This window comes from Cytobacillus sp. OWB-43 (assembly GCF_034651445.1).
Classification (GTDB): domain Bacteria; phylum Bacillota; class Bacilli; order Bacillales; family Cytobacillaceae; genus Cytobacillus; species Cytobacillus kochii.
This window is the reverse complement of sequence record NZ_JAYEFF010000011.1, coordinates 1-24,939: the sequence shown is the minus strand read 5'-3', so window position 1 is coordinate 24,939 and position 24,939 is coordinate 1. Positions and strand designations below refer to the sequence as shown.

Below are 24,939 nucleotides of genomic sequence, written 5' to 3'. Positions count from 1 at the left end.
TATGCGCTTAGATAAATTTCTAAAAGTATCTCGATTAATAAAAAGACGTACATTGGCAAAGGAAGTCTCTGACCAAGGGCGTATTGCTATTAATGGAGTAGAAGCCAAGGCAAGTACCAATGTAAAAGTTGGTGATGAATTATCGATTCGATTTGGGCAGAAAGTGACAAAGGTGCGAATAGATAAAATACAGGAAACAACAAGAAAAGATGATGCAGCAGAAATGTACACAATAGTAAGTGAAGAAAGAATGAATCAAGAATAAATAAATAGCGCTTGTTCTAATCCCTGAGCAATCTTCATACATATGTATTAAAGGATTGTACTATGGATTGTGAGGGATAGAGATGAGCCAATACCATGAGAACTCGAGTAAACAAACTGCTCCTGATCATGATGTGATCATGCGTGGCAGAAGACTGCTAGATATTACGGGAGTGAAGCAGGTAGAAAGCTTTGATAATGAAGAGTTTTTATTAGAAACTGTCATGGGTTTTTTAGCTATCAAAGGGCAAAATCTACAAATGAAGAATTTAGATGTGGACAAAGGAATTGTCTCCATAAAAGGGAAAATTTTCGACCTTGTTTATTTAGATGATCAACATGGAGAAAAAGCTAAAGGGCTCTTTAGCAAGTTATTCCGATGACGTTATCGGTCCAATTTTTGACGATGCTCTCCATGATAGGGATGGGTTCCCTTTTTGGAGCAAGCTTAGATACGTATCAGCGCTTTCTCAAACGGCCAGTAAGAAAGAGTTGGGTTGTCTTTATAAATGACATCCTTTTTTGGCTATTACAAGGACTAGCTATATTTTATATTTTGTTCCTTGTCAATGAAGGAGAGTTAAGATTCTACATCTTTTTAGCTTTACTTTGCGGTTTTGCAGCCTATCAAGCGTTAATGAAAAATATTTACCTAAAGTTATTAGAGATAGTTATTTCTACGATTATTTCTATTTATTATTTTATTGTGAAGGTCATTCGCCTATTAATTATTCGACCCGTTCAATTTTTTTTCACTACGTTAATAGGGCTATTGGTATTAGTGGGCAAACTTCTTCTACTACTGATAAAATGGACAAGTAATGTGCTAATGTTCATCTTAAAAGTACTATTATCACCAGTAAGATGGATATTTCGACTTCTTATTCGTATATTACCAGCCCCTTTTAAAAAATCAGTCGATAAGTTCTATGATAAATTAAAAGGATATTTCCAAAAAGGGAAAGAATATGTTAAAAAACTGGCGGAAAAGTGGAAGAAGAAAGAATAACTTAGAAGGGAGAGATAGTTGTATGAGTACCAACAAGAATAAAAATGTAGCCAAGATCCATTCAAGCTATATCGAACAACAGGAAGCCAATAAAATCAGTTCTCAACGGAGAAAGAAGCTTCTCTATCGTAGACTGACTGTCTTTTTTGTATTTGTTGCTGTGGTTTCAGTATTTATGATTACGACTATCGTATCCCAATCTGCTGCCCTAGGTGAAAAGAAAGAAGAAAAGGTAAAACTTGCTCATCAATTGAAAGAACTAGAACAGTCGGAAAAGGCCTTGAATGAAGAGATAGTTAGGTTACATGATGAAGAGTATTTAGAAAAACTTGCTAGAAGGGATTATTATCTTTCTGAACAAGGAGAAATCATCTTCAAAATGCCGGATGAAACCGATGAAAAGGAAAAAAAAGAAAATGAGTCAGCTCAATGAGAAGTTGACACCTATTTTTATCTTTCGGTATAATATAGTATAAGTATGAATACATTTGGGTTTACTTTATATCTTTAAGGAGGAAATATCTTTTTATGTCAATCGAAGTAGGCAGCAAGTTACAAGGAAAGGTTACAGGCATCACTAATTTCGGAGCGTTTGTAGAGCTGCCGGAAGGATCAACAGGCCTTGTGCATATTAGTGAAGTTGCAGACAATTATGTGAAGGACATTAATGATCACCTCAAAGTAGGCGATACTGTTGAAGTGAAAGTTATTAATGTGGAGAAAGACGGTAAAATTGGTTTATCAATTAAGAAAGCTGTTGATCGTCCTGAGAGAACGGAAAGGCCTGAAAGAAGAGAGTCTAGAGGCTATTCTGGGCGCCCACGTCAAGGTAGAACAAACGATAATCACCGTCCTTCAAAGGAGACATTCGAATCTAAAATGGCTCGCTTTTTGAAAGACAGTGAAGACCGTTTATCTTCTCTTAAGAGAAATACAGAATCAAAACGTGGTGGCAGAGGAGCTAAACGAGGTTAACTTGCTGCTGAATTAATATATACGAGCAAGGGAATCACGACGATTCCTGCAAAAGCAATCCTTATTGGGATTGCTTTTTTATTATTCTTCCGCATCTTTTGTGATGAATGGCGATGATTGTAACTTATAACGGTTAGGTGTGGTTTTAGGTAGGTATAAGAGACTTTGGGTATAAGCTTGGAAAAGAATTGTGCATATGTGCGGATAGGGTGCGGAAGATTGATTGAAGGATTAGGCGAGAAACGGGTCAGAAATTAGGCTAGAGAGAAGAGTTTGATTGGATTAGGCGAGAAACAGGTCAGAAATCAGTCCAGAGAGAAAAGTTTGATAGGATTAGGCGAGAAACGGGTCAGAAATTAGGTCAGAGAGAAGAGTTTGATAGGATTAGGCGAGAAACGGGTCAAAAATAAGGCCAGAGAGAAAAATTTGATTGGATTAGGCAAGAAGCGAATCAGAAATTAGCAGAGAGAAAAATTTGATAGGATTAGGCGAGAAAAAGATCAGAAATCAGGCCAGAGGGAAAAATTTGATAGGATTAGACGAGAAGCGAATCAGAAATTAGGCCAGAGAGAAAAGTTTGATAGGATTAGACGAGAAACGGGTCAAAAATCAGGCCAGAGAGGAAAGTTTGATAGGATTAGACGAGAAACGAATCAGAAATCAGGTCAGAGTGAAAATCTTGGTTAAATTAGGCAAAAACAAACCAGAAATCAAACAAAAAGGAAATACATGCTAGGTCTGCTGTTATTATAATTAAAAATGAGTAAAAAACAAACCTGAACAGTTGAAGCTGCCCAGGTTTGTTTTATAGCTAATATAAGTGATGACCCGTACGGGATTCGAACCCGTGTTACCGCCGTGAAAGGGCGGTGTCTTAACCGCTTGACCAACGGGCCACTATAAAAAATGGTAGCGGCGGAGGGGATCGAACCCCCGACCTCACGGGTATGAACCGTACGCTCTAGCCAGCTGAGCTACACCGCCATTTGAAGTGGCTTTCTTTTAAAAGCACAAGATATATAATACAAAGATTCTACAAGTCTGTCAATATTATTTCCCCCGGAAAATTTTTGTCGGAATAGTTGATGAGGTTTCGTCATTTTTTGGAAGCATGTGATGTCTAGTTTTTTAGACAACAGGAGAACGTATGGTCCAATTCCAATCCTTTAATTGTTGCTGCTTTTGTACTCTTTTTGCACTTTATAAAGAAATCAGTCGAACGAAAAAGAGGTATTTGTCCATTATTTTGACAAACTTTTAAGACATAGCCCTTTATAATAGCGAAAAAGAAACAAATAGGGAGTGGGAATGATGGAAAAACTCGAACGAACAATTGCAGAACCGATAGGGGAAGTGGATCTTCGTCGTCCCAAGATGGAGCTCTCAAAAATAGGTGGGAAAATACAGACGGGCTTAGAAACTTTCTTTATTAAGAAGGGGTACTTGTTTTTAATTATTGGTTTTTTACTTGGACGAGCCCTTATATTGTCCCAGTTAACACCATTCACTCTGCCCTTTTTTGCTGCGATGTATTTAGTAAGAAAGGATAAAGCACCGCTTGCTTTAATTGGATTGATTGGAGGAGCTTCGACTTTATCATTTACTCATGGTGTGACCACGTTTTTAACATCTTTCTTTTTTCTGTTTGTTTTTCGGATAAGTAAAAAGTGGGTTACCAATGAATTAAAAGTAATGCCTATATATGTGGCTGTGACATTATTAATCAGTTCGATTATCCAATCTTATATCATAACGGGACATGTGGCGATGTACGATTTCATGATGGCTGGTGTAGAGGCTAGTTTAGGATTTATCCTATGTTTAATATTCCTACAGAGCCTGCCGTTACTATTTTTTAATCGGAGGAGGCAATCATTAAAAACAGAGGAAATCGTCTGCCTCATTATTATGCTAGCCTCAGTAATGACAGGAACAATCGGATGGACCGTATATGACCTATCAGTCGAACATGTGATGTCTCGTTATTTGGTGCTTGTGTTTTCATTTGTCGCAGGTGCCACGGTAGGCTCAACGGTTGGTGTCGTGACAGGGCTAATATTTAGTTTGGCTAATATTTCAAGCTTTTTCCATATGAGTTTATTAGCATTCTCTGGTTTGTTAGGTGGGTTATTAAAAGAAGGGAAGAAAATAGGTGTGGCATTTGGTTTGCTTATTGCTACCCTACTCATGGGAATGTATGGTGACAATCAGTCAAACTTATTAATTGGTTTATACGAAACTGGAGTAGCAATATTTCTATTTCTATTAACGCCTCAAAGTTTTACGTCAAAGCTAGCGAAACATATCCCTGGGACTGCAGAATATGCGGCAGAGCAACAGCAGTATATGAGAAAAATGCGGGATGTAACTGCGCACAGAGTTTCTCAGTTTTCTAATGTTTTTCAAGCGTTATCGCAAAGCTTTGCCATGCAACATCAAGCTCCTGTGGTGGAAAATGATGAGACAGATCGAGAATTGGATTATTTCCTAAGTAATGTCACAGAGAAGACATGCCAAACTTGCTTTAAAAAGGATCACTGCTGGGCTAGGAACTTTGATACAACATATGATTATATGAAAAATATTATGCATGATTTAGATGAAAAAGATGGACAAATTTCTTCACGACTAGAAAGGGAGTGGGAAAAACACTGTACAAGATCGAAGAAAACAACAGAAGTGATTCAACAGGAGCTTACTTTTTATAAAGCAAATCAACGGTTGAAAAAACAAGTGCAAGAAAGTAGGAAACTTGTGGCAGATCAATTATTAGGTGTGTCTGCAGTGATGGGGGATTTTGCTAAAGAAATTCAAAGAGAGCGAGAGAATCATCATAAACAGGAAGAACTGATATTAGAGGCCATCCAAGAATTTGGGGTAGAGGTAGAACAGGTAGAAATTTATAGCTTGGAGCAAGGCGATGTTGATATAGAGATGACGATCCCATACTGTAATGGGCACGGGGAATGTGAGAAATTAATTGCGCCAATGCTTTCAGATATATTAGGAGAAACAATCTTAGTTAAATCTGAGGAATGTGCGAGTTATGCCAACGATTATTGCCATGTTACTTTTCGCTCAGCAAAGGCATATGTCATTGATACGGCAGTGGCACATGCGGCTAAGGACGGTGGCTTAATATCAGGAGATAGTTATTCAACAATTGAATTAGGTAGCGGTAAGTATGCAATTGCCATTAGTGATGGGATGGGAAATGGAGAACGAGCACATATAGAAAGCAAAGAAACGTTAGAATTACTACAGAAAATATTGCAATCAGGTATAGAAGAGCAAGTGGCCATAAAATCGGTCAATTCTGTTCTGTCATTAAGGACAACAGATGAAATTTTCTCCACATTAGATTTGGCGATGATTGATTTACAAAATGCTGATGCTAAATTTTTGAAAATAGGCTCTACACCGAGTTTTATTAAAAGAGGGAGCCAAGTGATGAAAGTGCAGGCAAGTAATTTACCCATAGGCATGATTGAAGAATTTGATGTCGATGTTGTCAGTAAGCAATTAAAAGCAGAGGATTTACTCATTATGATGAGCGATGGTGTATTTGAAGGGCCGAAACATGTGGAGAACTTTGATCTTTGGATGAAGAGGAAAATAACCGAGTTAAAAACGAACGACCCACAAGAAGTGGCAGATTTAATTATGGAAGAGGTGATTCGATCAAGAGCTGGACGTATTGATGATGATATGACGGTGATGGTGGCAAAAGTAAAGCACAATATCCCGAAATGGTCGAGTATACCGTTCCATAAACAAGCGAATTAATGTTAAATAGAATAGAATCTCCAATAGATGTCATTTTTATGTATATTTCCTTTCTAATCCGTTGAAAATGGTTAGTAATCACTAAGTAACTTCTATCAGATTAGGAGGGAAAAAGATGAAAACAGGTACCCTAAAACAAATTTTACTTATTACAGACGGGTGTTCAAACGTTGGAGAAGACCCTATAGCGATGTCGGCTCTAGCAAAAGAGCAGGGAGTTTCCGTAAATGTGATAGGTGTAATGGAGAATGACGTTATTGATGAGAAGGGAATGCAGGAAATTGAGAGTATTGCCCTTTCCGGGGGTGGGGTAAGTCAAGTCGTATATGCTAGACAGCTATCACATACTGTACAGATGGTAACAAGGCAGGCGATGACACAAACATTACAAGGAGTAGTCAATCGTGAACTCACGCAAATCTTAGGAAATAAACAAACGATTGAGGATTTGCCTCCAGAACAAAGAGGCGAGGTAATGGAGGTTGTGGATGAGCTAGGGGAAACGGTTGAAATGGAAGTGTTGATTCTTGTCGATACGAGTGCAAGTATGAAACATAAGCTACCTACAGTCAAAGAAGCCTTATTTGATCTATCTTTAAGCTTAAATGCACGCACGGGAAAAAATAAATTTTCTCTGTTTGTATTTCCCGGGAAAAAGAATGATGTCGAAAAATTGCTAGATTGGACACCTAAGCTCGAATCGTTAACTTCTGTGTTCGCTAAACTCTCAACAGGTGGTATTACACCCACTGGACCAGCTTTAAGAGAGGCGATTACCTATTTTGAGAAGAAACGATCATTACGCAATTTAATTTCTAGAAATGACGATGAGTACTATGAAGAGTCAATTTAATCTACAAAAAGGTGCGATTATTAACGGGAAATGGCATCACAAGCAATACTGTATCGAAAAAGAACTAGGTGCAGGGGCTAATGGTGTAGTTTATCTCGCCACATACCTTGGGCAACTCGTTGCTTTAAAAATAAGTGAAAATGGGTATACAGTAACTTCTGAAGTGAATGTGCTAAAATCCTTTACGAAGGTCCAAGGGTCTACCCTAGGACCTTCTTTGCTTGATGTTGATGATTGGCAATTTTCCTCATCCACTATGTATTCTTTTTATGTGATGGAATATATCCATGGTCCTGATCTCCACTCTTTTATTAAACAGAAAGGAGAGGCGTGGATACCTGTGCTCATGCTGCAATTACTTTCTGATCTAGAGGAGCTGCACAAAGCGGGATGGGTATTTGGAGATTTAAAACCAGAGAATCTGGTTGTCACAGGAAGAGCTCCGCGCATTCGGTGTATAGATGTAGGAGGAACAACATTAAAAGGTAGAGCCATTAAGGAGTTTACAGAGTTTTACGACCGAGGATATTGGGGGCTTGGTAGTAGAAAAGCTGAACCTACTTATGATTTATTCTCAACAGCTATGGTTTTTATTCACTGTGCCTATCCGAGCCGTTTCTCTAAAGACGGAAGGGGTTTAGAACAATTAATGGATAGGGTAAAGAAACATAAAATCTTAAAAACTTATGAAGGAGTTCTCATACCAGCACTTCAAGGCAGGTTTAAAACTGCTGAAGATATGAGACAAGCCTTGCTTGCCTGTTCATATAAGCAAACTCGTTCAAAAGGAACTCGTGTGTCCCCACCAGCTAGGCAAACATCCCGAAAGACTAAAGGAAAGCCCAATGGAAAAACTGGAGCGTTCGTTTTAATCTTGTTTATTGGTTGTATTTACTTTTTCTATTTATATAGTCAAATGGTGTGAGAGGGTTTAGGCATAAATAATCGTTTCTTTGGAAATAAACATTAAAAAAGTGATATCCTTTTAGTAGAAGTAATAGTTTAACATAAGGGAAGAATGTTATGTTTTATGCAAAGGTAAAAGCATTTTTATCACAAAAGGGCATTGAATTGGAGAATAAGCGTGTGGGAATTGCTGTCTCAGGAGGGCCTGACTCCTTAAGCTTACTTCACTTTATGCAGCAAATAAGTAAACAAGAGTGTTTTCAATTAGTAGTAATCCATGTGGATCATATGTTTAGGGGCGAAGAATCTTTTGAAGACGCTAAGTTTGTAGAACGCTATTGTCAGAAGTCAGGCATTCCTTTTCATATGCAACGAATTGATGTTTCTGCACATATGAAGGAAACGGGGAAAAGCTCGCAAATTGCTGCAAGGGACTGTCGCTATCGTTTCTTTGAGCAAGTAATGCAAAGAGAAGCGCTTGATTACATTGCATTAGGTCATCATGGTGATGATCAAATTGAAACAATGTTAATGAGAATGACAAGAGGGAGTAGTGGTCTTGCTAGAGCGGGTATGCCAGTTATACGACCTTTTAGTAGAGGGGCAATTATACGGCCGTTCCTTTGCTTAAGTCGAAATGAAATTGATTCCTATGTAGAGACTCATCATTTAGAACCTAGAATAGATCCTAGTAATGTAAAGGAAATCTATAGCAGAAATCGTTTTAGGAAAAATATCTTGCCTTTTTTAAAAAGGGAAAATCCTCAAGTGCATAACCATTTCCAACGCCTTAGTGAGGATTTGAGCGAAGATGAGGTATTTATGCAGGAATTAGCAGAAGCACAATTGAATAGTGTAACAGAGAGGAAAAGTGCTAGTGAAATTCTTCTTTATATTGACAGATTTACAGATGTCGCAAAACCTTTACAAAGAAGAGTGATTCAACTAATATTAAATTATCTATATCAGGAAAGGCCATCTTCTTTATCCGCTACACATATTGAAAATGTTTTTTCCTTAATTTCTCATCCTCATCCGTCTGGAACCTTACATTTCCCAAATGGTTTAACAGTTGTACGTTCATATGATTGTTGTTTCTTCTCCACTAGTAAAAAAACAACCGTACAGCCGTATTTATTTCAAATACAAGAGCCAGGAAACTATGTTATTCCTGAAGTAGGCGAGATCAGCATGCATTATGTCGGTCACCCATTACAGGAATATCAACAAATGGATTATCTTTTGGTTAAAGCGGATATCGCCTTTCCATTAACGATCCGTACAAGGAAAAATGGAGATAGGATGAAGTTAAAAGGAATAAATGGTAGCAAAAAGTTAAAGGATATCTTTATCGATCAGAAAATTCCGCGGCAAAAACGGGATTTATGGCCTGTTGTTACGGATGCAAATGGTAACATTATATGGCTACCAGGATTAAAAAAGTCTGATCAAGCAGCTGAATATTCACCTGATACAAGCTATATTTTTCTGAAATACATAAAGCAATGATCTTCTAGGGGGCACAGGAATAAGATGCGAAACGAAATTGAAAAAATCTTAATTACTGAAGAAGAGCTTCAGCAAAAAGTGAGAGAGTTAGGCGGCTTATTAACAGAGGAGTATGATGGACGTTTCCCTCTTGTTATAGGTGTCTTAAAAGGCGCAATGCCATTTATGAGCGATCTAATTAAACGAATTGATACTCATCTTGAAATGGATTTCATGGATGTATCCAGTTATGGGAATTCCATGGTCTCTTCAGGAGAGGTAAAGATTTTGAAAGATCTTGATACTTCTGTTGAGGGACGTGATGTCCTCATCATAGAAGATATCATAGATAGTGGATTAACTTTGAGCTATTTAGTAGAGTTATTCCGTTATCGTAAAGCGAAATCGATAAAAATTGTTACTCTGCTTGATAAACCAACTGGTAGAAAAGCAGCAATTAAAGCGGATATCGTAGGATTTAATGTACCAGATGAGTTTGTTGTAGGATATGGATTAGATTATGCTGAGAAATACCGAAACTTACCATATATTGGTATCTTAAAACCTGAGGTGTATAGCAATAATAATTAAGTGAAATGCGATGTGTGAAATACTTTACAAAACCCAGTCTGACCAAGTGTAATTCCTTGTATATGCACAATTTTGTATGATACGATACTATGTAGTTTGTTTACCGTGGGAGGAGGTAAGGGATGAATCGGATTTTCCGTAACACCATCTTTTATTTATTAATATTTTTAGTCATTATAGGGGTTGTCAGTTTCTTTAATGGCAATAACGAACCGACAGAGGCAATGACTTATGACCAATTTGTTGAGAATTTAGAGTCTGGTCAAGTTGAAAGCCTTAGTTTACAGCCTGTAAGGGGCGTTTATGAAGTACGTGGTCAATTAGAAGGCTATGAAGAAGGTAAATATTTTATCACATATATTGCTAATAGTGACTCTGTAATAGACCGAGTGGAAGAGTTAGCAAGTGATTCCAAATTAGAGATCCTACCAGCAGAAGAAGCAAATGGCTGGGTAACGTTCTTTACAACGATGATTCCATTCATCATCATTTTCATTTTATTCTTCTTCTTATTGAACCAAGCTCAAGGCGGCGGTGGCCGTGTAATGAACTTCGGTAAAAGTAAGGCGAAGTTGTATGATGAAAGCAAGAAGAAGGTCCGTTTTAAAGATGTAGCAGGTGCGGACGAAGAGAAGCAAGAATTAGTGGAAGTTGTTGAATTCTTGAAGGACCCACGAAAATTCTCAGAACTTGGTGCGAGAATCCCTAAAGGTGTTCTATTAGTGGGACCTCCAGGTACTGGTAAAACGTTATTAGCGAGAGCAGCTGCGGGAGAAGCAGGCGTACCTTTCTTCTCTATTAGTGGTTCTGACTTTGTTGAGATGTTTGTCGGTGTTGGTGCTTCTCGTGTACGTGACTTATTCGAGAATGCGAAGAAAAACGCACCATGTATCATCTTTATTGATGAAATTGATGCGGTTGGTCGTCAGCGTGGCGCCGGTGTCGGTGGTGGGCATGATGAACGTGAACAAACACTTAACCAATTGCTTGTAGAAATGGATGGCTTCGGTGCAAATGAAGGAATTATTATCATTGCTGCAACAAACCGTCCAGATATCCTTGACCCTGCGTTATTACGTCCAGGTCGTTTTGACCGTCAAATTACAGTTGATCGTCCGGATGTAACAGGTCGTGAAGCGGTATTAAAAGTTCATGCAAAAAATAAACCGTTAGATGAGTCGGTAAACTTAAAAACGATTGCTCAACGTACACCAGGGTTCTCTGGTGCAGACCTTGAAAACTTATTGAATGAAGCAGCACTTGTTGCCGCTCGTCAGAATAAGAAGAAGGTGGATATGACCGATGTGGATGAAGCGACTGACCGTGTAATTGCAGGGCCTTCTAAGAAGAGTCGTGTTATATCTGAAAAAGAAAGAAATATTGTGGCCTTCCATGAGGCAGGTCATACTGTAATCGGCTTAATCTTAGATGAAGCTGATATGGTTCATAAAGTAACAATTGTACCTCGTGGGCAAGCAGGCGGATATGCTGTTATGCTGCCGAGAGAAGATCGTTACTTCCAAACGAAGCCAGAATTACTTGATAAAATTGTTGGTTTACTTGGAGGACGTGTAGCAGAGGAAATCGTGTTTGGTGAGGTTTCTACTGGTGCCCATAATGACTTCCAACGTGCAACAGGTATTGCACGCCGAATGGTAACTGAATTTGGAATGAGTGACAAACTCGGACCTCTACAATTTGGTCAATCACAAGGTGGTCAAGTATTCTTAGGTAGAGATTTTAATAACGAGCGTAATTACTCAGATGCGATTGCATATGAGATTGATCTAGAAATTCAAAGCATGATTAAAGAATGTTACCAACGCTGTAAGCAAATCCTTACAGAGAACCGTGACAAACTAGATATCATTGCAAAAACACTTTTAGAAGTGGAAACGCTAGATGCAGAGCAAATTAAACATCTATCTGATCATGGTACACTACCTGAACGCCCAGCTTCTAAAACAAGTGAAACAATAGAAGATTCAAATATTAAGGTTAATATTCGAAAAGATGACGATCGTAAAGATAATGAAGGTGAAATCACTGAAACAAGGGAAAAACAATCCCCTGCTGAAGAAGAAGAGCCTCCAGCAATTGATGAAGATCGTAAATCTTAATCAAAAAAGAAAAAGCGCCTCACTATTGAGGGGCTTTTTTTTCTGTCTATAAGTGGGGGTTGAAACGTATAACAGGAAATTTCTTCGTGCAATAAGGGGAAACTTATGAAAGATAGTGGAATAAAATGGTTTTGCGCGTGTAACAAGAGGAAATTCATCAAAGGTAGCAGAACAAATGTTGGTATACCAAGTCAGGTTTATACAATTATACAACCACCTATGGTTAATTATTAACGGAGCAAGAACTACATAACTTGACCGATTTTATTTCTTTTTAATGAAGTAAGGGGAAAGCTACTATTGATTAGAGATATGCACTAAAGGAAATTATTTAGTAAGTTGTCCTATTAAATAGAAATGATGAATCTTCATTCATTCAGCGTTGAGGCAATAGGGTTGGAGTTTTATAATTTGGATAATCTGAACAGAGGTGTGATATGATGTTCTCAGTATTAAAGTGTAATTATTTTATGGTAAGTGTGGTGAGGGTGCTTGATCTTTGTTTTTGATGTAGGGAATTCGAATATGATGATGGGTGTTTATCAACGAGATGAGTTAAAGTATCATTGGCGAATAGAGACTGATCGTCATAAGACAGAGGACGAATATGCAATGATTGTGAAATCGTTGTTTGAGCATGAGCAATTATCTTTTGCTGATATAGATGGTATTATTATTTCCTCCGTTGTTCCTCCGATTATGTTTGCTTTGGAGCGAATGTGTGAAAAATACTTTCATATCAAACCATTAATTGTGGGTCCAGGGGTCAAAACAGGTTTGAATATTAAGTATGATAATCCAAAAGAAGTGGGAGCCGACAGAATTGTTAATGCGGTGGCAGGTATTCATGAATATGGCGGTCCGCTCGTAATTGTTGATTTTGGCACAGCAACTACGTATTGTTATATTAATGAGCATAAACAGTATATGGGTGGTGCAATTGCACCTGGTATTGGTATCTCTACTGAAGCGCTTTACTCTAGGGCAGCGAAATTACCGCGAATAGAGATTGTCAGGCCTGATGGGATTATTGGAAAGAATACCGTCTCAGCTATGCAATCAGGCATTCTCTTTGGCTATGTTGGCCAAGTAGAGGGGATTGTAAGTAGGATGAAGTTACAAGCAAAAGAGGAACCGCTTGTTATAGGTACAGGTGGGTTGGCCTCATTGATCGCAAAAGAATCAAAGGTTATAGATATTATTGATCCATTTTTAACTTTAAAAGGTTTACAGCTTATTTATAAACGGAATATGGACACGATAAAAAAGTAGAATAACGTCTGTATTCGTTATGGAAGGAGTATTAAAATGAGTGATTATTTAGTAAAAGCTTTAGCTTATGAAGGACAAGTGAGGGCATTTGCCGTTCGTTCAACAGAAACAGTAGGAGAAGCGCAAAGAAGGCATCATACATGGCCAGTTGCTTCAGCAGCACTCGGGAGAGCAATGTCCGCTGGTGTAATGATGGGGGCGATGGTAAAGGGAGAAGACAAAATCACTATTAAAATCGAAGGTAATGGCCCACTTGGCCCACTCCTGGTTGATAGTAATGCAAAAGGGGAAGTGCGTGGTTATGTGACTCATCCTCAAGTGCATTTTGAATCCAATGCACAAGGCAAACTTGATGTCCGTCGTGGGGTTGGAACAGAAGGTACTTTGACAGTGGTAAAAGACATTGGAATGAGAGAAAACTTTTCTGGACAAGTACCGATTGTATCAGGAGAGCTAGGGGAAGATTTTACTTACTACTTTGTCACATCTGAACAAACACCTTCATCCGTTGGTGTGGGTGTATTAGTCAATGATGACAATAGTATATTAGCTGCAGGTGGTTTTATTATCCAGTTAATGCCTGGAACCGATGAAGAAACAATTGCAGCAATTGAAGAGAGGCTATCACATATTGAACCTGTTTCAACAATGATTGAAAAGGGGCTAACACCAGAAGAAATCTTACAAAGTGTTCTTGGTAAAGATCAAGTGAATTTCTTAGAAAAGATGGATGTTAGTTTTACTTGTACATGTTCAAAAGAACGGTTTGGGAATGCGATTATTAGTTTAGGAAAAGAGGAAATTTCAGATATGATAGAGAAAGAAGGTAGTGCAGAGGCACAATGTCATTTCTGTAATGAAGCTTATCACTATAATAAAGAAGAACTTGAAGCATTTAAACAAGAAGCAAAATAAATGTGAGGGCTTGGGCGTATCTTGATTCTTAAGAACAATAGGGAATAGAAGGTGCGCCTAAGCCCTTTTTTATACAGAAATATATGAAAAGTAGTAGGGGGAGGAGCTTTGAAAAGACAACATTTATGGTTAATCATATTAATACTCATTGTGATTAACTTTATGAGCGTTGCTTATTTTCTTGGGAAGGGCGAACCGAGTCAATCTGAAGTTGTGGCACAGATTGGAAAAGATGAAATTACAAGGCAAGATTGGTTAAATGAAATGGAGGGTCGCTACGGGAAAGAAGTGTTAGACGAAATGATTGATGGGAAGGTCATCGAGGCTGCTGGAGATAAATACGATGTTGAAATAGATAAAGAAGAAATTGACCGTGAAATCAAAATGTTAAAATCAGCGTATGGCACGTCTGCCGCTGCTTTATCAATCAATGAAGAACAATGGAGAAAGCAAATTAAAGATAGTTTAATGCTTGAGGAGCTTTTAACAAAAGAAGTCAGTATTTCTGAGGAAAAGCTGCAACAATACTTCGAAGATAACCAAGCTCAATATGAAATTAAGGATACATATCATCTATCACAAATTGTACTGGCAACTAAAGAAGAAGCAGAACAAACAGTGAAAGAATTAGACAATGGCTCAAGCTTTACAGCTATGGCATTGGAAAAATCAACAGATACTTTAACAGCTGCCCAGGGTGGCGACCTTGGTTATGTGACAGTTGATGACGAAAATTATGAAACCATCATTAAAGCGGCGCAAGATTTAAAAGCTGGAGAATGGTCTGACCCAGTAAAGACCGATGAGGGGTATGCTATAGTTCTGTTACAAGAGTTTGTTGAGGGAGAAACCTATTCCTTTAAGGATGTTAAATCCCAAATACGGAGACAAATGGCTTTAGAACAAATGGATCTTCCTGTTTCTACTGAACCTTTTAAGGATGAAGTGGACATTGAAACTTTTTATGATGGTGCATTGTAGTTTTTTGTTATTTATAGGTATCATATAGCATAAGCTAACATAAATTGTTCAGGTATAAAGTTTTAAATTTTCTAATAATTAAAGGGCTTTATGCCTGCATATTCGTTGACAATTGGTTGTGTGATTGATAAATTAAAATAAAACCAATAATAATACTCGGAATAAGGAGTGGAGAAGATGGTACGTATTGCAAATTCAATTACTGAACTCATCGGACAAACACCAATAGTGAAGCTTAATCGTATTGTAGAAGATGGAAGTGCGGATATTTATTTGAAGTTGGAGTATATGAATCCTGGAAGCAGTGTAAAAGATCGTATTGCCAATGCAATGATAGAAGCCGCAGAAAAAAGTGGTGATTTAAAAGAAGGCGACACAATTATTGAACCAACTAGTGGGAATACCGGTATTGGTCTGGCTATGGTTGCTGCAGCAAAAGGATATCAAACGATTTTAGTGATGCCTGAGACCATGAGTATGGAGAGAAGAAATCTTCTTCGTGCATATGGAGCAGAATTAGTGTTAACGCCAGGACCAGATGGTATGGGTGGAGCAATAAGAAAAGCGCAAGAATTGGCGAAAGAGCATGGATACTTCATGCCGCAACAATTCGAAAACTTATCAAATCCTGAAGTACATCGTGAGACAACAGGAAAAGAGATTGTTGAGCAAATGGGCGATCAATTAGATGCATTTATTGCTGGTATTGGTACAGGTGGCACGATTACAGGTGCTGGTCAAGTACTGAAGGAAAAATACAAGGATATTAAGATTTATGCAGTTGAGCCTGCTGATTCTCCTGTTCTTTCAGGTGGAAAGCCTGGACCGCATAAAATTCAAGGTATTGGCGCAGGATTTGTACCTGAGATATTAGATACAAAGGTATATGATGAAATTATCGCTGTTGCCAATGAAGATGCGTTTGCTCAAGCCCGTCGAGCGGCTAAAGAGGAAGGGATTCTAGGTGGTATCTCTTCAGGTGCAGCTATTCACGCGGCTTTAAAGGTAGCCAAAGAGCTTGGAGAAGGCAAAAAAGTATTGGCGATTATTCCAAGTAATGGAGAACGTTACTTAAGTACACCACTTTATCAATTTGATTAAAACGATAAAGAAAACGGCAGTGATGAGCACTGCTGTTTTTTTATTCAAAAATGAAGGCTGGCGCCATCGTACTTGGTGACTAGCCTTCTTTTTTGATTAACAATTATTACAATGAGAAAATGACTAGTAATTTGTAAGCATTTCGGTATGATGAGTATGAGGTGAGATTCAATGAAAAAGATGATACATACAAAAAAGTTAAGCTATTCGAAGGAATGGTTTTTTCCATTATACAAAAAGATAGCTAAGGACTATGATATACATATTTTATTAGAGAGCGGTAGAAGTGGCCGTTATAGTATGGCTGGCTTTTATCCAGTCGTAGAGTTTACGGGGAAAGATAATAAGTTATACATAAAAACAAGTGAAGGGGTGCAAGTGGCACATGGCAACCCATTACATGAAATGAAAAAGTGGTTAAAGCAATATGAAATCGAAGAGCCTTTAGGGAGTTTACCAGATTTTCATGGAGGTGTATTGGGATTTGTAAGTTATGATTACGGACGTTATATTGAAAACCTACCAGACATGACTGAAGATGATTTGGAAATGCCTGATACGCACTTCTTCTTATTTGAAGAATGGTTCGTTTTTGATCATGATACAGAAGAATTATGGTTGATATTTGCCCATGATAAAGAAGAGGATGTCACCTCGAGGGAAACAGCATGGGTGAATCGTTGGACAGAGGAAGTGGAACAAGGAGAGGTACAATTAGCTGGAGAAAAGGAACCTACTTTAAAGGACGTTTCCATCAGTGAAGAAACGTTTGTTCAAGCAGTGGAAAAAGTACAATCATATATTGCGAGTGGTGATGTGTTCCAAGTCAACCTTTCTGTAAGAGGAAGCCAAAAGTTGAACGTTCCTCCCATCGAAGTGTACAGTCAATTACGTGAACTGAATCCATCTCCTTATATGGGTTATTTAAATACCCCTGATTACCAGCTTGTCAGTGGTTCGCCAGAATTATTAGTAAAGAAAAAAGGCGATGAAGTGAGTACAAGGCCAATTGCGGGTACTCGTTCACGTGGTAAGGATGAAAGAGAGGATCTTAAATTAGCCAATGAATTGATTGAAAATGAAAAGGAACGGGCTGAGCATGTCATGCTTGTTGATTTAGAACGGAATGACTTAGGACGTGTGTGCCAATATGGAACGGTTGAAGTTAATGAGTTTATGGTGATTGAAAAATACTCCCACGTCATGCATATTGTGTCGAATGTAAGGGGGCAAATAGCTAACGGTAGAGATGGGTACGATTTAATCGATGCCTCATTTCCAGGCGGCACAATCACAGGTGCACCGAAAATTAGAACGATGGAAATAATTGATGAGTTAGAACCAGTAAGAAGAGGTATTTATACAGGGTCGCTTGGTTGGATCGGCTTTAATGGTGATTTAGAGTTGAATATTATGATTCGAACAATGCTAGTCAAAGAGGAAGTGGCATATGTACAAGCAGGAGCGGGGATCGTTATTGATTCTGAAGCGCATTTAGAATATAAAGAATCGTTAAAGAAGGCCAAGGCGTTATGGCGTGCAAAAGAGTTAGCTGAAGAGAAGGGGGATTGGAAAAAGTGATATTAATGATTGATAACTTTGATTCTTTTACGTTTAATTTGGTGCAATATTTAGGGGAATTAGGTGCAGATGTGTTAATTAAGCGTAATGATGAAATCACAATCGCTGATATAGAAGCACTTTCCCCCTCGTGCTTAATGATTTCACCAGGACCCTGTAGTCCGGATGAAGCGGGTATTAGCTTAGCGGCGATAGAAGCTTTTGCTGGGAAACTCCCTATCTTCGGTGTATGTTTAGGGCATCAATCAATTGCACAAGTATTTGGAGGCAAGGTTGTGCGAGCAGATAGATTGATGCATGGGAAAACTTCACCCGTTTTTCATAACCAACAAACGATCTATAGGGGAATTGAAGTGCCGTTTTTAGCTACACGCTATCATTCTTTAATTGTGGAGAGAGAGACCCTTCCAGATTGCTTCGAAGTCTCTTCGTGGACGGAGGAAGGTGAAATTATGGGTATTAAACATCGCCTTTTACCAATAGAAGGAGTGCAGTTTCACCCTGAATCCATTATGACTTCAGCAGGAAAAGGTTTGCTCTTAAACTTCCTTAATCAGCATGACCTCATTCAACAAGGGGGCAAACACTTTGTATATTAGTGTCAATGGCAAGCTGGTGCGAAAAGAAGAAGCGAGTATTTCTCCATTTGATCATGGGTATTTATATGGTTTAGGCTTATTTGAAACCTTTCGTATATACAATGGACATCCGTTTTTATTGGATGACCATTTAGCGCGGTTGAAACAAGGGTTAGATGCTGTATGTATTCGTAGTCCATTTAATGGGCGAGAAGAGTTACAATTTCGTTTAGCTGAATTATTAGAAATGAATCAGTTAAGAAATGCTAGAATAAGAGTAAATGTTTCTGCGGGAATAGGTGAAGTAGGTTTAAGGGCTGACCATTATATAGAACCTACCGTTATTATTTTTGCCAATGAATTACCTGAAGCCCCCCTACCGTTTGAAAAAAACGGAAAAATCCTTTCAATTAGAAGAAATACACCAGAAGGGGTTGAACGTTTAAAATCACACCACTTTTTAAACAATATTTTAGCCAAACAGGAATTAGGTGCAGATAATACGTTAGAGGGAATTTTTTTAACAAAGGAAGGTTTTTTGGCTGAAGGCATTTCTTCTAATGTTTTTTGGACTAAAGGAAATGTGTTATACACACCAGCGATTGATACAGGTATTTTAAACGGTATTACGAGGCAATTTATTATAAAGATAGCTAAAAAGTTAAGGTTGGAGATTGAAGAAGGTGTGTTCCACCGTGCTGAGATCGTTGATGCAGATGAGATATTTATTACCAACTCTATTCAGGAAATTGTTCCGCTTAAAACAATGGAAGGTCGAAAGCTCCCTGGTCTAAATGGACCGATAGTAACCTTGTTGCAGGGGGTATACAAACAACAAAGAGAGAATTTATGGGGTAGAGATTCATTTTAGGAGGAATAGCATGACAAACAGTGTATTACATTGTGGTTCTTATACCTTAGATTATAGTAGGAAGACATTAATTATGGGCATACTTAATATCACGCCTGATTCTTTCTCTGATGGTGGTAAATACAACCAATTAGAGAATGTGGTAAAGAGAGCGAAGGAATTAGTGGAGGCTGGAGCAGATATTATCGATATTGGTGGCGAATCTACGAGGCCAGGATATGAAGAGATTTCTGTTGAGGAAGAAATTGCACGAGTTGTTCCCGCGATAGAAGCGATTGTAAAGGAAGTTCGAATTCCTCTTTCTATTGATACTTATAAAGCAGAAGTGGCGAAGCACGCCCTAGAAGCAGGTGCGCACATTATTAATGATATATGGGGTGCGAAGAGAGATAAAGAAATGGCATCATTAGCCGCTGAAAAAGATGTCCCCATTATCTTAATGCATAATAGAGATAATGAAAAATATGATTCATTCTTTAGAGACTGTATGAATGAATTATATGAAAGTATCGCAATTGTTAAGGCAGCGGGGGTTAGGGATGACAATATCATCTTAGATCCAGGTATAGGATTTGCGAAAAGCCATGAAGATAACATAGAAATGATGCGTCATCTTGATCAGCTTGTGGCGTTTGGTTATCCAGTATTGCTAGGTACATCAAAGAAACGAATGATAGCCAATGTGCTTAACCTACCTGTTGATGACAGAATGGAAGGGACAGGGGCGACAGTCTGTTATGGTATTCAAAAGGGCTGTCAGATTATGCGTGTACATGATGTAAAGGAAATGAGCCGTATGGCTAAAATGATGGATGCGCTTATTGGGAAGGATGTTAATCTTGGATAAAATCTATTTAAATCGCATGGCGTTTTATGGATATCACGGGGTATTTACTGAAGAGAATCGCCTAGGACAACGTTTTTATGTAGATTTAACAATTGAGTTAGATTTAAGTGAAGCGGGGAAAAGTGATGATTTAAATCACACGATAAATTATGCAGATCTATATGAGTTGTGTAAGACAATAGTAGAGGGCAAACCATTCAAGTTAGTAGAGGCATTAACAGAGAAAATTGCCTCAGAAGCATTAGCCACCTTTAAACAAATATCTCAAATAACTGTAAAAGTAGTGAAGCCGGATCCCCCTATTCCGGGTCATTATGATTCTGTAGCGATAGAAATGACAAGGAGTAGGAAATAGTGACAAATATAGCTTTTATCGGCTTGGGCTCAAATATGCCAGATCGAGAAGTAAACTTATATGAAGCAATAAGTGAGCTAGCAAAGAGTAAAGATATAGAAATAGTAAATTATTCCTCCATATATGAGACGGACCCTGTTGGATTTGAAGACCAAGCTCAATTTTTGAACATGGTTATACAAGTTAGTACGACATTATCTTCTTCGCAACTATTAAAAGCTTTATTAAGAGTTGAGCAAGATCTTGGTAGAAAAAGGGTTATTCGTTGGGGGCCAAGAAATATAGACCTTGACATTTTACTGTATAATCAAGAAAATATTGAGACAGAGACGTTAATCGTTCCACACCCACGTATGCATGAGAGAGCTTTCGTGCTCATTCCACTTCTAGAGATTCAACCAACCATTTGCTTACCGGATGAGGAACAGCCTTTACATGAGAAATTAGAGGCGATCCCAGACAAAAAAGGAGTTCGGATATGGAAGCGGAAAAATGGGGGAGACGTATTCGCGCTTTTCGAAAGCTCAAAGGATACACCCAAGAAGGTTTTGCGAAAAAGTTAGGTATATCAGTTTCTATTATTGGTGAGATTGAAAGAGGTAATCGTATGCCTACGGAACAATTACTAGAAAAAATTACAACATTACTACATGTGACAATGGAGGATTTAGCTCCACCTGAAGAGCAGGAAATCCATAAATAGAAGGAGGTCTCTCGGATATGTTTCAAATTGGTGATGTTAACATCAAGAACCGAGTGGTCCTTGCACCGATGGCTGGTGTGTGTAACTCTGCATTCCGATTAACAGTAAAAGAATTCGGAGCAGGACTTGTATGTGCCGAAATGGTGAGCGATAAGGGCATTATTTTAAAAAATGAAAGAACAATGAATATGCTGTATATAGATGAGCGTGAAAAGCCGTTAAGTCTACAAATTTTCGGTGGGGAAAAAGAAACATTGGTTGAGGCAGCGAAATTTGTTGACCAAAATACTAATGCAGATATTATCGATATTAATATGGGATGCCCTGTGCCGAAAATCACCAAATGTGATGCGGGTGCCAAATGGCTTTTAGACCCAAATAAAATCTACGAAATGGTTTCAGCGGTTGTGTCGGAGGTAGAAAAGCCCGTAACAGTCAAAATGCGTATGGGTTGGGATGAAGACCATATATACGCCGTGAAAAACGCCCAAGCAGTAGAACGTGCTGGAGGTAAAGCGGTCTCGTTGCACGGTCGTACGAGAGTGCAAATGTATGAAGGTACAGCTAACTGGGACATCATTCGAGAAGTAAAACAAAACATTCAAATCCCGTTAATCGGTAATGGAGATGTACAGACTCCCCAAGATGCCCAAAGAATGTTAGATGAAACAGGTGTCGATGGGGTGATGATTGGACGCGCAGCTTTAGGGAACCCGTGGATGATCTATCGGACTGTCAAATATCTAGAAACTGGAGAGCTCATGGGAGAACCGTCCGTTCGTGAGAAAATGGATGTCTGTACATTGCATATGGATCGATTGATTGAACTGAAAAATGAACATATTGCTGTGCGGGAAATGCGTAAACATGCAGCTTGGTATTTAAAAGGAATCAAAGGAAATGCAAAAGCTCGTGCAGCTATTAATGAATGTAATACTAGAGAAGATGTTGTAAACGTCCTTTCTGAGTTAGTAGTGGAAATGGAAGAAAAAGAAAGACAAGCTTCAAAAGCAGTCTAATTAACTACAATTAGTGGCAACTAGCGTTTAATAGCGGGTTTGACATCATTTTTATATTTAACTATAATATTTCTGTGAAACAATGAACGACTGCCAGTCACTTGCTGGCAGTTTTTATTCTATTTCTTTACTTAATAGATGTCTGTCGTTGTTGTATTGTGTACAATAATAGAGATATAAAATACTAAATCTTCGTAAACCGCCCTTAGGCGTCTACATAAAAGATTTAAGATGGAGATGGTATCTGTGAGTCAAAATCATGAAGAATTAAATGACCAATTAGTGGTTAGACGTGAAAAGATGAACAGTCTTCGTGAACAAGGCGTAGATCCTTTCGGAAAAAGATTTGATCGCACACATCAATCACAGCAATTGGTTGAGGAATACTCTCAATTTGAAAAAGAAGAATTAGAGGAAAAAGAAATTCCTGTAACCATTGCAGGTAGAATTATGACAAAACGCGGTAAAGGTAAAGCGGGTTTTGCTCATATTCAAGATTTATCTGGACAAATCCAATTATACGTTCGTAAGGATGCTGTTGGTGAAGAAGCATATGAAGTTTTTACATCTGCTGATTTAGGTGATATTGTCGGTGTTTCGGGTGTTCTTTTCAAAACAAAAGTAGGAGAACTTTCTGTTAAAGCAAAACAATTTGAATTATTAACAAAAGCCCTACGTCCTTTACCTGATAAATTCCATGGTTTAAAAGATGTGGAGCAAAGATATCGCCAGCGTTACCTAGATTTGATTATGAGCGAAGAAAGTAAACATACCTTCATTACTCGTAGCCGTATTATACAATCTATGAGACGTTATCTAGATGATCAAGGTTATCTTGAAGTAGAAACACCAATGATGCATGCTATTGCTGGTGGGGCTTCAGCAAAACCTTTTATTACACATCATAATGCGTTGGATATGGAATTATATATGCGTATTGCCATTGAACTACACTTAAAACGCCTGATTGTTGGTGGGATGGAGAAAGTGTATGAAATCGGCCGTGTATTCCGTAATGAGGGAGTGTCTACAAGACATAATCCTGAGTTTACGATGATTGAACTATATGAGGCTTATGCTGATTATCGTGATATTATGAGATTGACAGAGAACCTTATTGCGCATATTGCAGAAGAAGTTCTAGGTTCAACGACTGTTCAGTATGGTGAATACGAAATTAATCTGAAACCAGAGTGGAAAAGACTTCATATGGTAGATGCGGTTAAAGAATATACTGGTGTAGACTTCTGGAAAGAAACATCAGTTGATGAAGCGCGTGCGCTTGCAAAAGAGCATGGTGTGGAAATTACCGAGCATATGCAATATGGTCACATCGTCAATGAATTCTTTGAACAAAAAGTAGAAGAGAAGCTGATTCAACCTACCTTTATTTTCGGACACCCGGTAGAAATCTCTCCACTTGCGAAAAAGAATGAAAACGATCCACGTTTTACTGACCGTTTTGAGTTATTTATAGTCGCTAGAGAACACGCTAATGCATTCACGGAACTTAATGATCCAATTGATCAAAAAGAACGCTTTGAAGCGCAGTTAAAAGAGCGTGAGCAAGGAAACGATGAAGCACATATGATGGATAACGACTTTATTGAGGCGTTAGAATACGGAATGCCGCCAACTGGTGGACTAGGTATTGGTGTGGACCGTTTAGTTATGTTACTAACAAACGCAGCTTCTATTAGAGATGTGTTATTGTTCCCGCATATGCGTCAAAAATAAATATTAATGGATGAAAAAAGCCAGTAGAAGTTTACAAAAGTAAACTTCTACTGGCTTTAATTGTATTTAAACAAATGAAGCGGTGTACTATGATTAGTAAAAATTGATAATTTATTAGAAGCTATACTATTTTAAATTAGTTAGTTTTTTAGTTATGTTACTTTAAACTTTACTGCTTCACTTTGACTATTTGCTAATTGCCATGGGTTTATTAATTGTGTTCCTTGCTTTCAATTGAATTGTTAGAGAAGGAGAGTGACTCATATAGGAAAAGGTAAAGGTGGGTGCATCAGTATTAAATCCATTATCAAACAATTGATATTCAAGTCTTTTTTTCACTATACGTAGAGCTGGCAACCGTTTGTTCTAATGAAAACGAAGCTAATAAGGTAGAAAAGCAATTTATTAATCACTTTGGTCAGGCTGTCGTTCGTTCTAGAAATAGGTGGTTTTTGACGCAGCAGTGTTAAGAGGAAAAACAGAAAGGTTTAAGTGCTATTTGTTGTTTGCGTTTCTGCTTGGATGTAGATTATGTGACGAGTAAAGGTACAAAGGTATATTTTCCTGTAAGTATTCAATTTAGAAGATAAAAGAAAAGCTGTTTAATGATAAAGATTCTACTTGTTTAATTAAAGTAATAGTACAATAGAAAAAACTTATTAAAAGATTAGTTGGGAAGTTGAAATTACAGATTTGAAGTTTGTTTTCAAAAAAAAGAAGTTTCTTAATAAAAACTTTAAAAATTATATTGCAAACACTTTTTAATCGTGATATAGTAGTTTTTGTTCCCAAGAGAGAGCAAGTTTACTCAACTAATCATCAAAAATTATTTTAAAAAAATAGTTGACATGATGTTGGTGGGATGATAAGATTATAAAGTCGCTTCTGAAGCGAACGAGATTGTTCTTTGAAAACTGAACGAACGTAAAACGTCAAGCGTAATTCTAAAAAAGCTGATTTATCAGCAACAAAGCACCATAGGTGCAA

At 38.0% G+C, this 24,939-nt stretch carries 24 protein-coding genes and 2 tRNA genes; 24 read left to right on the top strand and 2 right to left on the bottom strand.

The features are described from left to right. The first annotated feature begins 1 nt into the window (after window position 1). From U9M49_RS22085 to U9M49_RS22065, 5 genes are all read left to right on the top strand, one after another. Window positions 2-265 (top strand): RNA-binding S4 domain-containing protein, encoded by a 264-nt coding sequence (locus tag U9M49_RS22085; RefSeq protein WP_095373565.1) that lies wholly within the window; start codon window positions 2-4, stop codon window positions 263-265. Between the two features lie 82 nt (window positions 266-347). Continuing rightward, the gene (yabP, locus tag U9M49_RS22080) at window positions 348-647 is read left to right on the top strand and encodes a sporulation protein YabP (protein ID WP_095371276.1); all 300 of its coding nucleotides are present in this window, start codon (window positions 348-350) and stop codon (window positions 645-647) included. Continuing rightward, window positions 644-1,273 carry a spore cortex biosynthesis protein YabQ gene (gene yabQ / locus U9M49_RS22075; protein ID WP_095371275.1) on the top strand — a complete coding sequence of 210 codons (630 nt, stop codon included), beginning with the start codon at window positions 644-646 and terminating at the stop codon, window positions 1,271-1,273. Before yabP ends, yabQ begins: the two co-directional genes overlap by 4 nt. Before the next feature lie 22 nt (window positions 1,274-1,295). Continuing rightward, window positions 1,296-1,706 (top strand): FtsB family cell division protein, encoded by a 411-nt coding sequence (locus U9M49_RS22070; protein ID WP_095371274.1) that lies wholly within the window; start codon window positions 1,296-1,298, stop codon window positions 1,704-1,706. A 95-nt stretch (window positions 1,707-1,801) separates the two neighbouring features. Beyond that, window positions 1,802-2,248: a S1 domain-containing RNA-binding protein gene (locus U9M49_RS22065; RefSeq protein ID WP_095371273.1), complete on the top strand. Its 447-nt coding sequence runs from the start codon at window positions 1,802-1,804 to the stop codon at window positions 2,246-2,248. An 824-nt stretch (window positions 2,249-3,072) separates the two neighbouring features. Here the strand turns inward: U9M49_RS22065 and U9M49_RS22060 are convergent. Continuing rightward, window positions 3,073-3,144, bottom strand: a tRNA-Glu gene (locus tag U9M49_RS22060). An 11-nt stretch (window positions 3,145-3,155) separates the two neighbouring features. After that, window positions 3,156-3,232 (bottom strand) — tRNA-Met (locus tag U9M49_RS22055). A gap of 327 nt (window positions 3,233-3,559) precedes the next feature. Here U9M49_RS22055 and spoIIE point away from each other — a divergent pair. The 19 genes from spoIIE (at window position 3,560) to lysS (ending at window position 23,952) form a co-directional block, all read left to right on the top strand. Further along, window positions 3,560-6,034 (top strand): stage II sporulation protein E, encoded by a 2,475-nt coding sequence (gene spoIIE / locus U9M49_RS22050; protein ID WP_095371272.1) that lies wholly within the window; start codon window positions 3,560-3,562, stop codon window positions 6,032-6,034. 115 nt (window positions 6,035-6,149) lie between these two features. Next, window positions 6,150-6,887, top strand: a complete 738-nt coding sequence (locus U9M49_RS22045; protein WP_095371271.1) for a VWA domain-containing protein — start codon at window positions 6,150-6,152, stop codon at window positions 6,885-6,887. Then, entirely contained in the window at window positions 6,871-7,812 is a 942-nt protein-coding gene (locus U9M49_RS22040) for a protein kinase domain-containing protein (protein ID WP_416337116.1), read from the top strand. The genes U9M49_RS22045 and U9M49_RS22040 overlap by 17 nt, the downstream gene beginning before the upstream one ends. A gap of 98 nt (window positions 7,813-7,910) precedes the next feature. Continuing rightward, window positions 7,911-9,302 (top strand): tRNA lysidine(34) synthetase TilS, encoded by a 1,392-nt coding sequence (gene tilS / locus U9M49_RS22035; RefSeq protein ID WP_322910614.1) that lies wholly within the window; start codon window positions 7,911-7,913, stop codon window positions 9,300-9,302. A 24-nt stretch (window positions 9,303-9,326) separates the two neighbouring features. Next, a complete protein-coding gene (gene hpt, locus U9M49_RS22030) occupies window positions 9,327-9,872 on the top strand; it encodes a hypoxanthine phosphoribosyltransferase (protein ID WP_095371268.1) in 546 nt (181 codons plus the stop codon). A 122-nt stretch (window positions 9,873-9,994) separates the two neighbouring features. Then, on the top strand, window positions 9,995-11,992 hold the full coding sequence (gene ftsH / locus U9M49_RS22025) for an ATP-dependent zinc metalloprotease FtsH (protein ID WP_095371267.1): 1,998 nt from the start codon (window positions 9,995-9,997) through the stop codon (window positions 11,990-11,992). A gap of 492 nt (window positions 11,993-12,484) precedes the next feature. After that, window positions 12,485-13,264 carry a type III pantothenate kinase gene (locus U9M49_RS22020; protein WP_322910613.1) on the top strand — a complete coding sequence of 260 codons (780 nt, stop codon included), beginning with the start codon at window positions 12,485-12,487 and terminating at the stop codon, window positions 13,262-13,264. 36 nt (window positions 13,265-13,300) lie between these two features. Continuing rightward, window positions 13,301-14,179, top strand: coding sequence for an Hsp33 family molecular chaperone HslO (gene hslO, locus U9M49_RS22015; RefSeq protein ID WP_307319453.1), 879 nt, complete (start codon window positions 13,301-13,303; stop codon window positions 14,177-14,179). A gap of 108 nt (window positions 14,180-14,287) precedes the next feature. Next, the gene (locus U9M49_RS22010) at window positions 14,288-15,160 is read left to right on the top strand and encodes a peptidyl-prolyl cis-trans isomerase (protein ID WP_322910612.1); all 873 of its coding nucleotides are present in this window, start codon (window positions 14,288-14,290) and stop codon (window positions 15,158-15,160) included. Between the two features lie 177 nt (window positions 15,161-15,337). Next, window positions 15,338-16,261 (top strand): cysteine synthase A, encoded by a 924-nt coding sequence (gene cysK / locus U9M49_RS22005; RefSeq protein WP_095371263.1) that lies wholly within the window; start codon window positions 15,338-15,340, stop codon window positions 16,259-16,261. Between the two features lie 171 nt (window positions 16,262-16,432). Continuing rightward, entirely contained in the window at window positions 16,433-17,842 is a 1,410-nt protein-coding gene (locus U9M49_RS22000; RefSeq protein WP_322910611.1) for an anthranilate synthase component I family protein, read from the top strand. Then, window positions 17,839-18,441, top strand: coding sequence for an aminodeoxychorismate/anthranilate synthase component II (gene pabA, locus U9M49_RS21995; RefSeq protein WP_307319474.1), 603 nt, complete (start codon window positions 17,839-17,841; stop codon window positions 18,439-18,441). Before U9M49_RS22000 ends, pabA begins: the two co-directional genes overlap by 4 nt. Beyond that, window positions 18,431-19,291, top strand: a complete 861-nt coding sequence (gene pabC / locus U9M49_RS21990) for an aminodeoxychorismate lyase (protein ID WP_322910610.1) — start codon at window positions 18,431-18,433, stop codon at window positions 19,289-19,291. The genes pabA and pabC overlap by 11 nt, the downstream gene beginning before the upstream one ends. Before the next feature lie 10 nt (window positions 19,292-19,301). Next, the gene (gene folP, locus U9M49_RS21985; protein ID WP_322910609.1) at window positions 19,302-20,138 is read left to right on the top strand and encodes a dihydropteroate synthase; all 837 of its coding nucleotides are present in this window, start codon (window positions 19,302-19,304) and stop codon (window positions 20,136-20,138) included. Beyond that, a complete protein-coding gene (gene folB / locus U9M49_RS21980) occupies window positions 20,122-20,493 on the top strand; it encodes a dihydroneopterin aldolase (RefSeq protein ID WP_370873441.1) in 372 nt (123 codons plus the stop codon). The genes folP and folB overlap by 17 nt, the downstream gene beginning before the upstream one ends. Next, window positions 20,493-21,056 (top strand): 2-amino-4-hydroxy-6-hydroxymethyldihydropteridine diphosphokinase, encoded by a 564-nt coding sequence (folK, locus tag U9M49_RS21975; RefSeq protein ID WP_095371257.1) that lies wholly within the window; start codon window positions 20,493-20,495, stop codon window positions 21,054-21,056. The genes folB and folK overlap by 1 nt, the downstream gene beginning before the upstream one ends. After that, on the top strand, window positions 20,972-21,196 hold the full coding sequence (locus U9M49_RS21970) for a helix-turn-helix domain-containing protein (protein ID WP_095371256.1): 225 nt from the start codon (window positions 20,972-20,974) through the stop codon (window positions 21,194-21,196). Before folK ends, U9M49_RS21970 begins: the two co-directional genes overlap by 85 nt. A gap of 17 nt (window positions 21,197-21,213) precedes the next feature. Further along, window positions 21,214-22,215, top strand: a complete 1,002-nt coding sequence (gene dusB / locus U9M49_RS21965; RefSeq protein WP_224939145.1) for a tRNA dihydrouridine synthase DusB — start codon at window positions 21,214-21,216, stop codon at window positions 22,213-22,215. Window positions 22,216-22,452: 237 nt separating this feature from the next. Then, a complete protein-coding gene (gene lysS, locus U9M49_RS21960; protein ID WP_095373564.1) occupies window positions 22,453-23,952 on the top strand; it encodes a lysine--tRNA ligase in 1,500 nt (499 codons plus the stop codon). Window positions 23,953-24,939: the final 987 nt, after the last annotated feature.

Coding starts and splice junctions, on each gene's coding strand:
- U9M49_RS22085 (WP_095373565.1), top strand. CDS start 2: ATGCGCTTAGATAAATTTCTAAAAGTATCTCGATTAATAAAAAGACGT.
- yabP (WP_095371276.1), top strand. CDS start 348: ATGAGCCAATACCATGAGAACTCGAGTAAACAAACTGCTCCTGATCAT.
- yabQ (WP_095371275.1), top strand. CDS start 644: ATGACGTTATCGGTCCAATTTTTGACGATGCTCTCCATGATAGGGATG.
- U9M49_RS22070 (WP_095371274.1), top strand. CDS start 1,296: ATGAGTACCAACAAGAATAAAAATGTAGCCAAGATCCATTCAAGCTAT.
- U9M49_RS22065 (WP_095371273.1), top strand. CDS start 1,802: ATGTCAATCGAAGTAGGCAGCAAGTTACAAGGAAAGGTTACAGGCATC.
- spoIIE (WP_095371272.1), top strand. CDS start 3,560: ATGGAAAAACTCGAACGAACAATTGCAGAACCGATAGGGGAAGTGGAT.
- U9M49_RS22045 (WP_095371271.1), top strand. CDS start 6,150: ATGAAAACAGGTACCCTAAAACAAATTTTACTTATTACAGACGGGTGT.
- U9M49_RS22040 (WP_416337116.1), top strand. CDS start 6,871: ATGAAGAGTCAATTTAATCTACAAAAAGGTGCGATTATTAACGGGAAA.
- tilS (WP_322910614.1), top strand. CDS start 7,911: ATGTTTTATGCAAAGGTAAAAGCATTTTTATCACAAAAGGGCATTGAA.
- hpt (WP_095371268.1), top strand. CDS start 9,327: ATGCGAAACGAAATTGAAAAAATCTTAATTACTGAAGAAGAGCTTCAG.
- ftsH (WP_095371267.1), top strand. CDS start 9,995: ATGAATCGGATTTTCCGTAACACCATCTTTTATTTATTAATATTTTTA.
- hslO (WP_307319453.1), top strand. CDS start 13,301: ATGAGTGATTATTTAGTAAAAGCTTTAGCTTATGAAGGACAAGTGAGG.
- cysK (WP_095371263.1), top strand. CDS start 15,338: ATGGTACGTATTGCAAATTCAATTACTGAACTCATCGGACAAACACCA.
- U9M49_RS22000 (WP_322910611.1), top strand. CDS start 16,433: ATGAAAAAGATGATACATACAAAAAAGTTAAGCTATTCGAAGGAATGG.
- folP (WP_322910609.1), top strand. CDS start 19,302: ATGACAAACAGTGTATTACATTGTGGTTCTTATACCTTAGATTATAGT.
- folB (WP_370873441.1), top strand. CDS start 20,122: ATGTTAATCTTGGATAAAATCTATTTAAATCGCATGGCGTTTTATGGA.
- U9M49_RS21970 (WP_095371256.1), top strand. CDS start 20,972: ATGGAAGCGGAAAAATGGGGGAGACGTATTCGCGCTTTTCGAAAGCTC.
- dusB (WP_224939145.1), top strand. CDS start 21,214: ATGTTTCAAATTGGTGATGTTAACATCAAGAACCGAGTGGTCCTTGCA.
- lysS (WP_095373564.1), top strand. CDS start 22,453: ATGGTATCTGTGAGTCAAAATCATGAAGAATTAAATGACCAATTAGTG.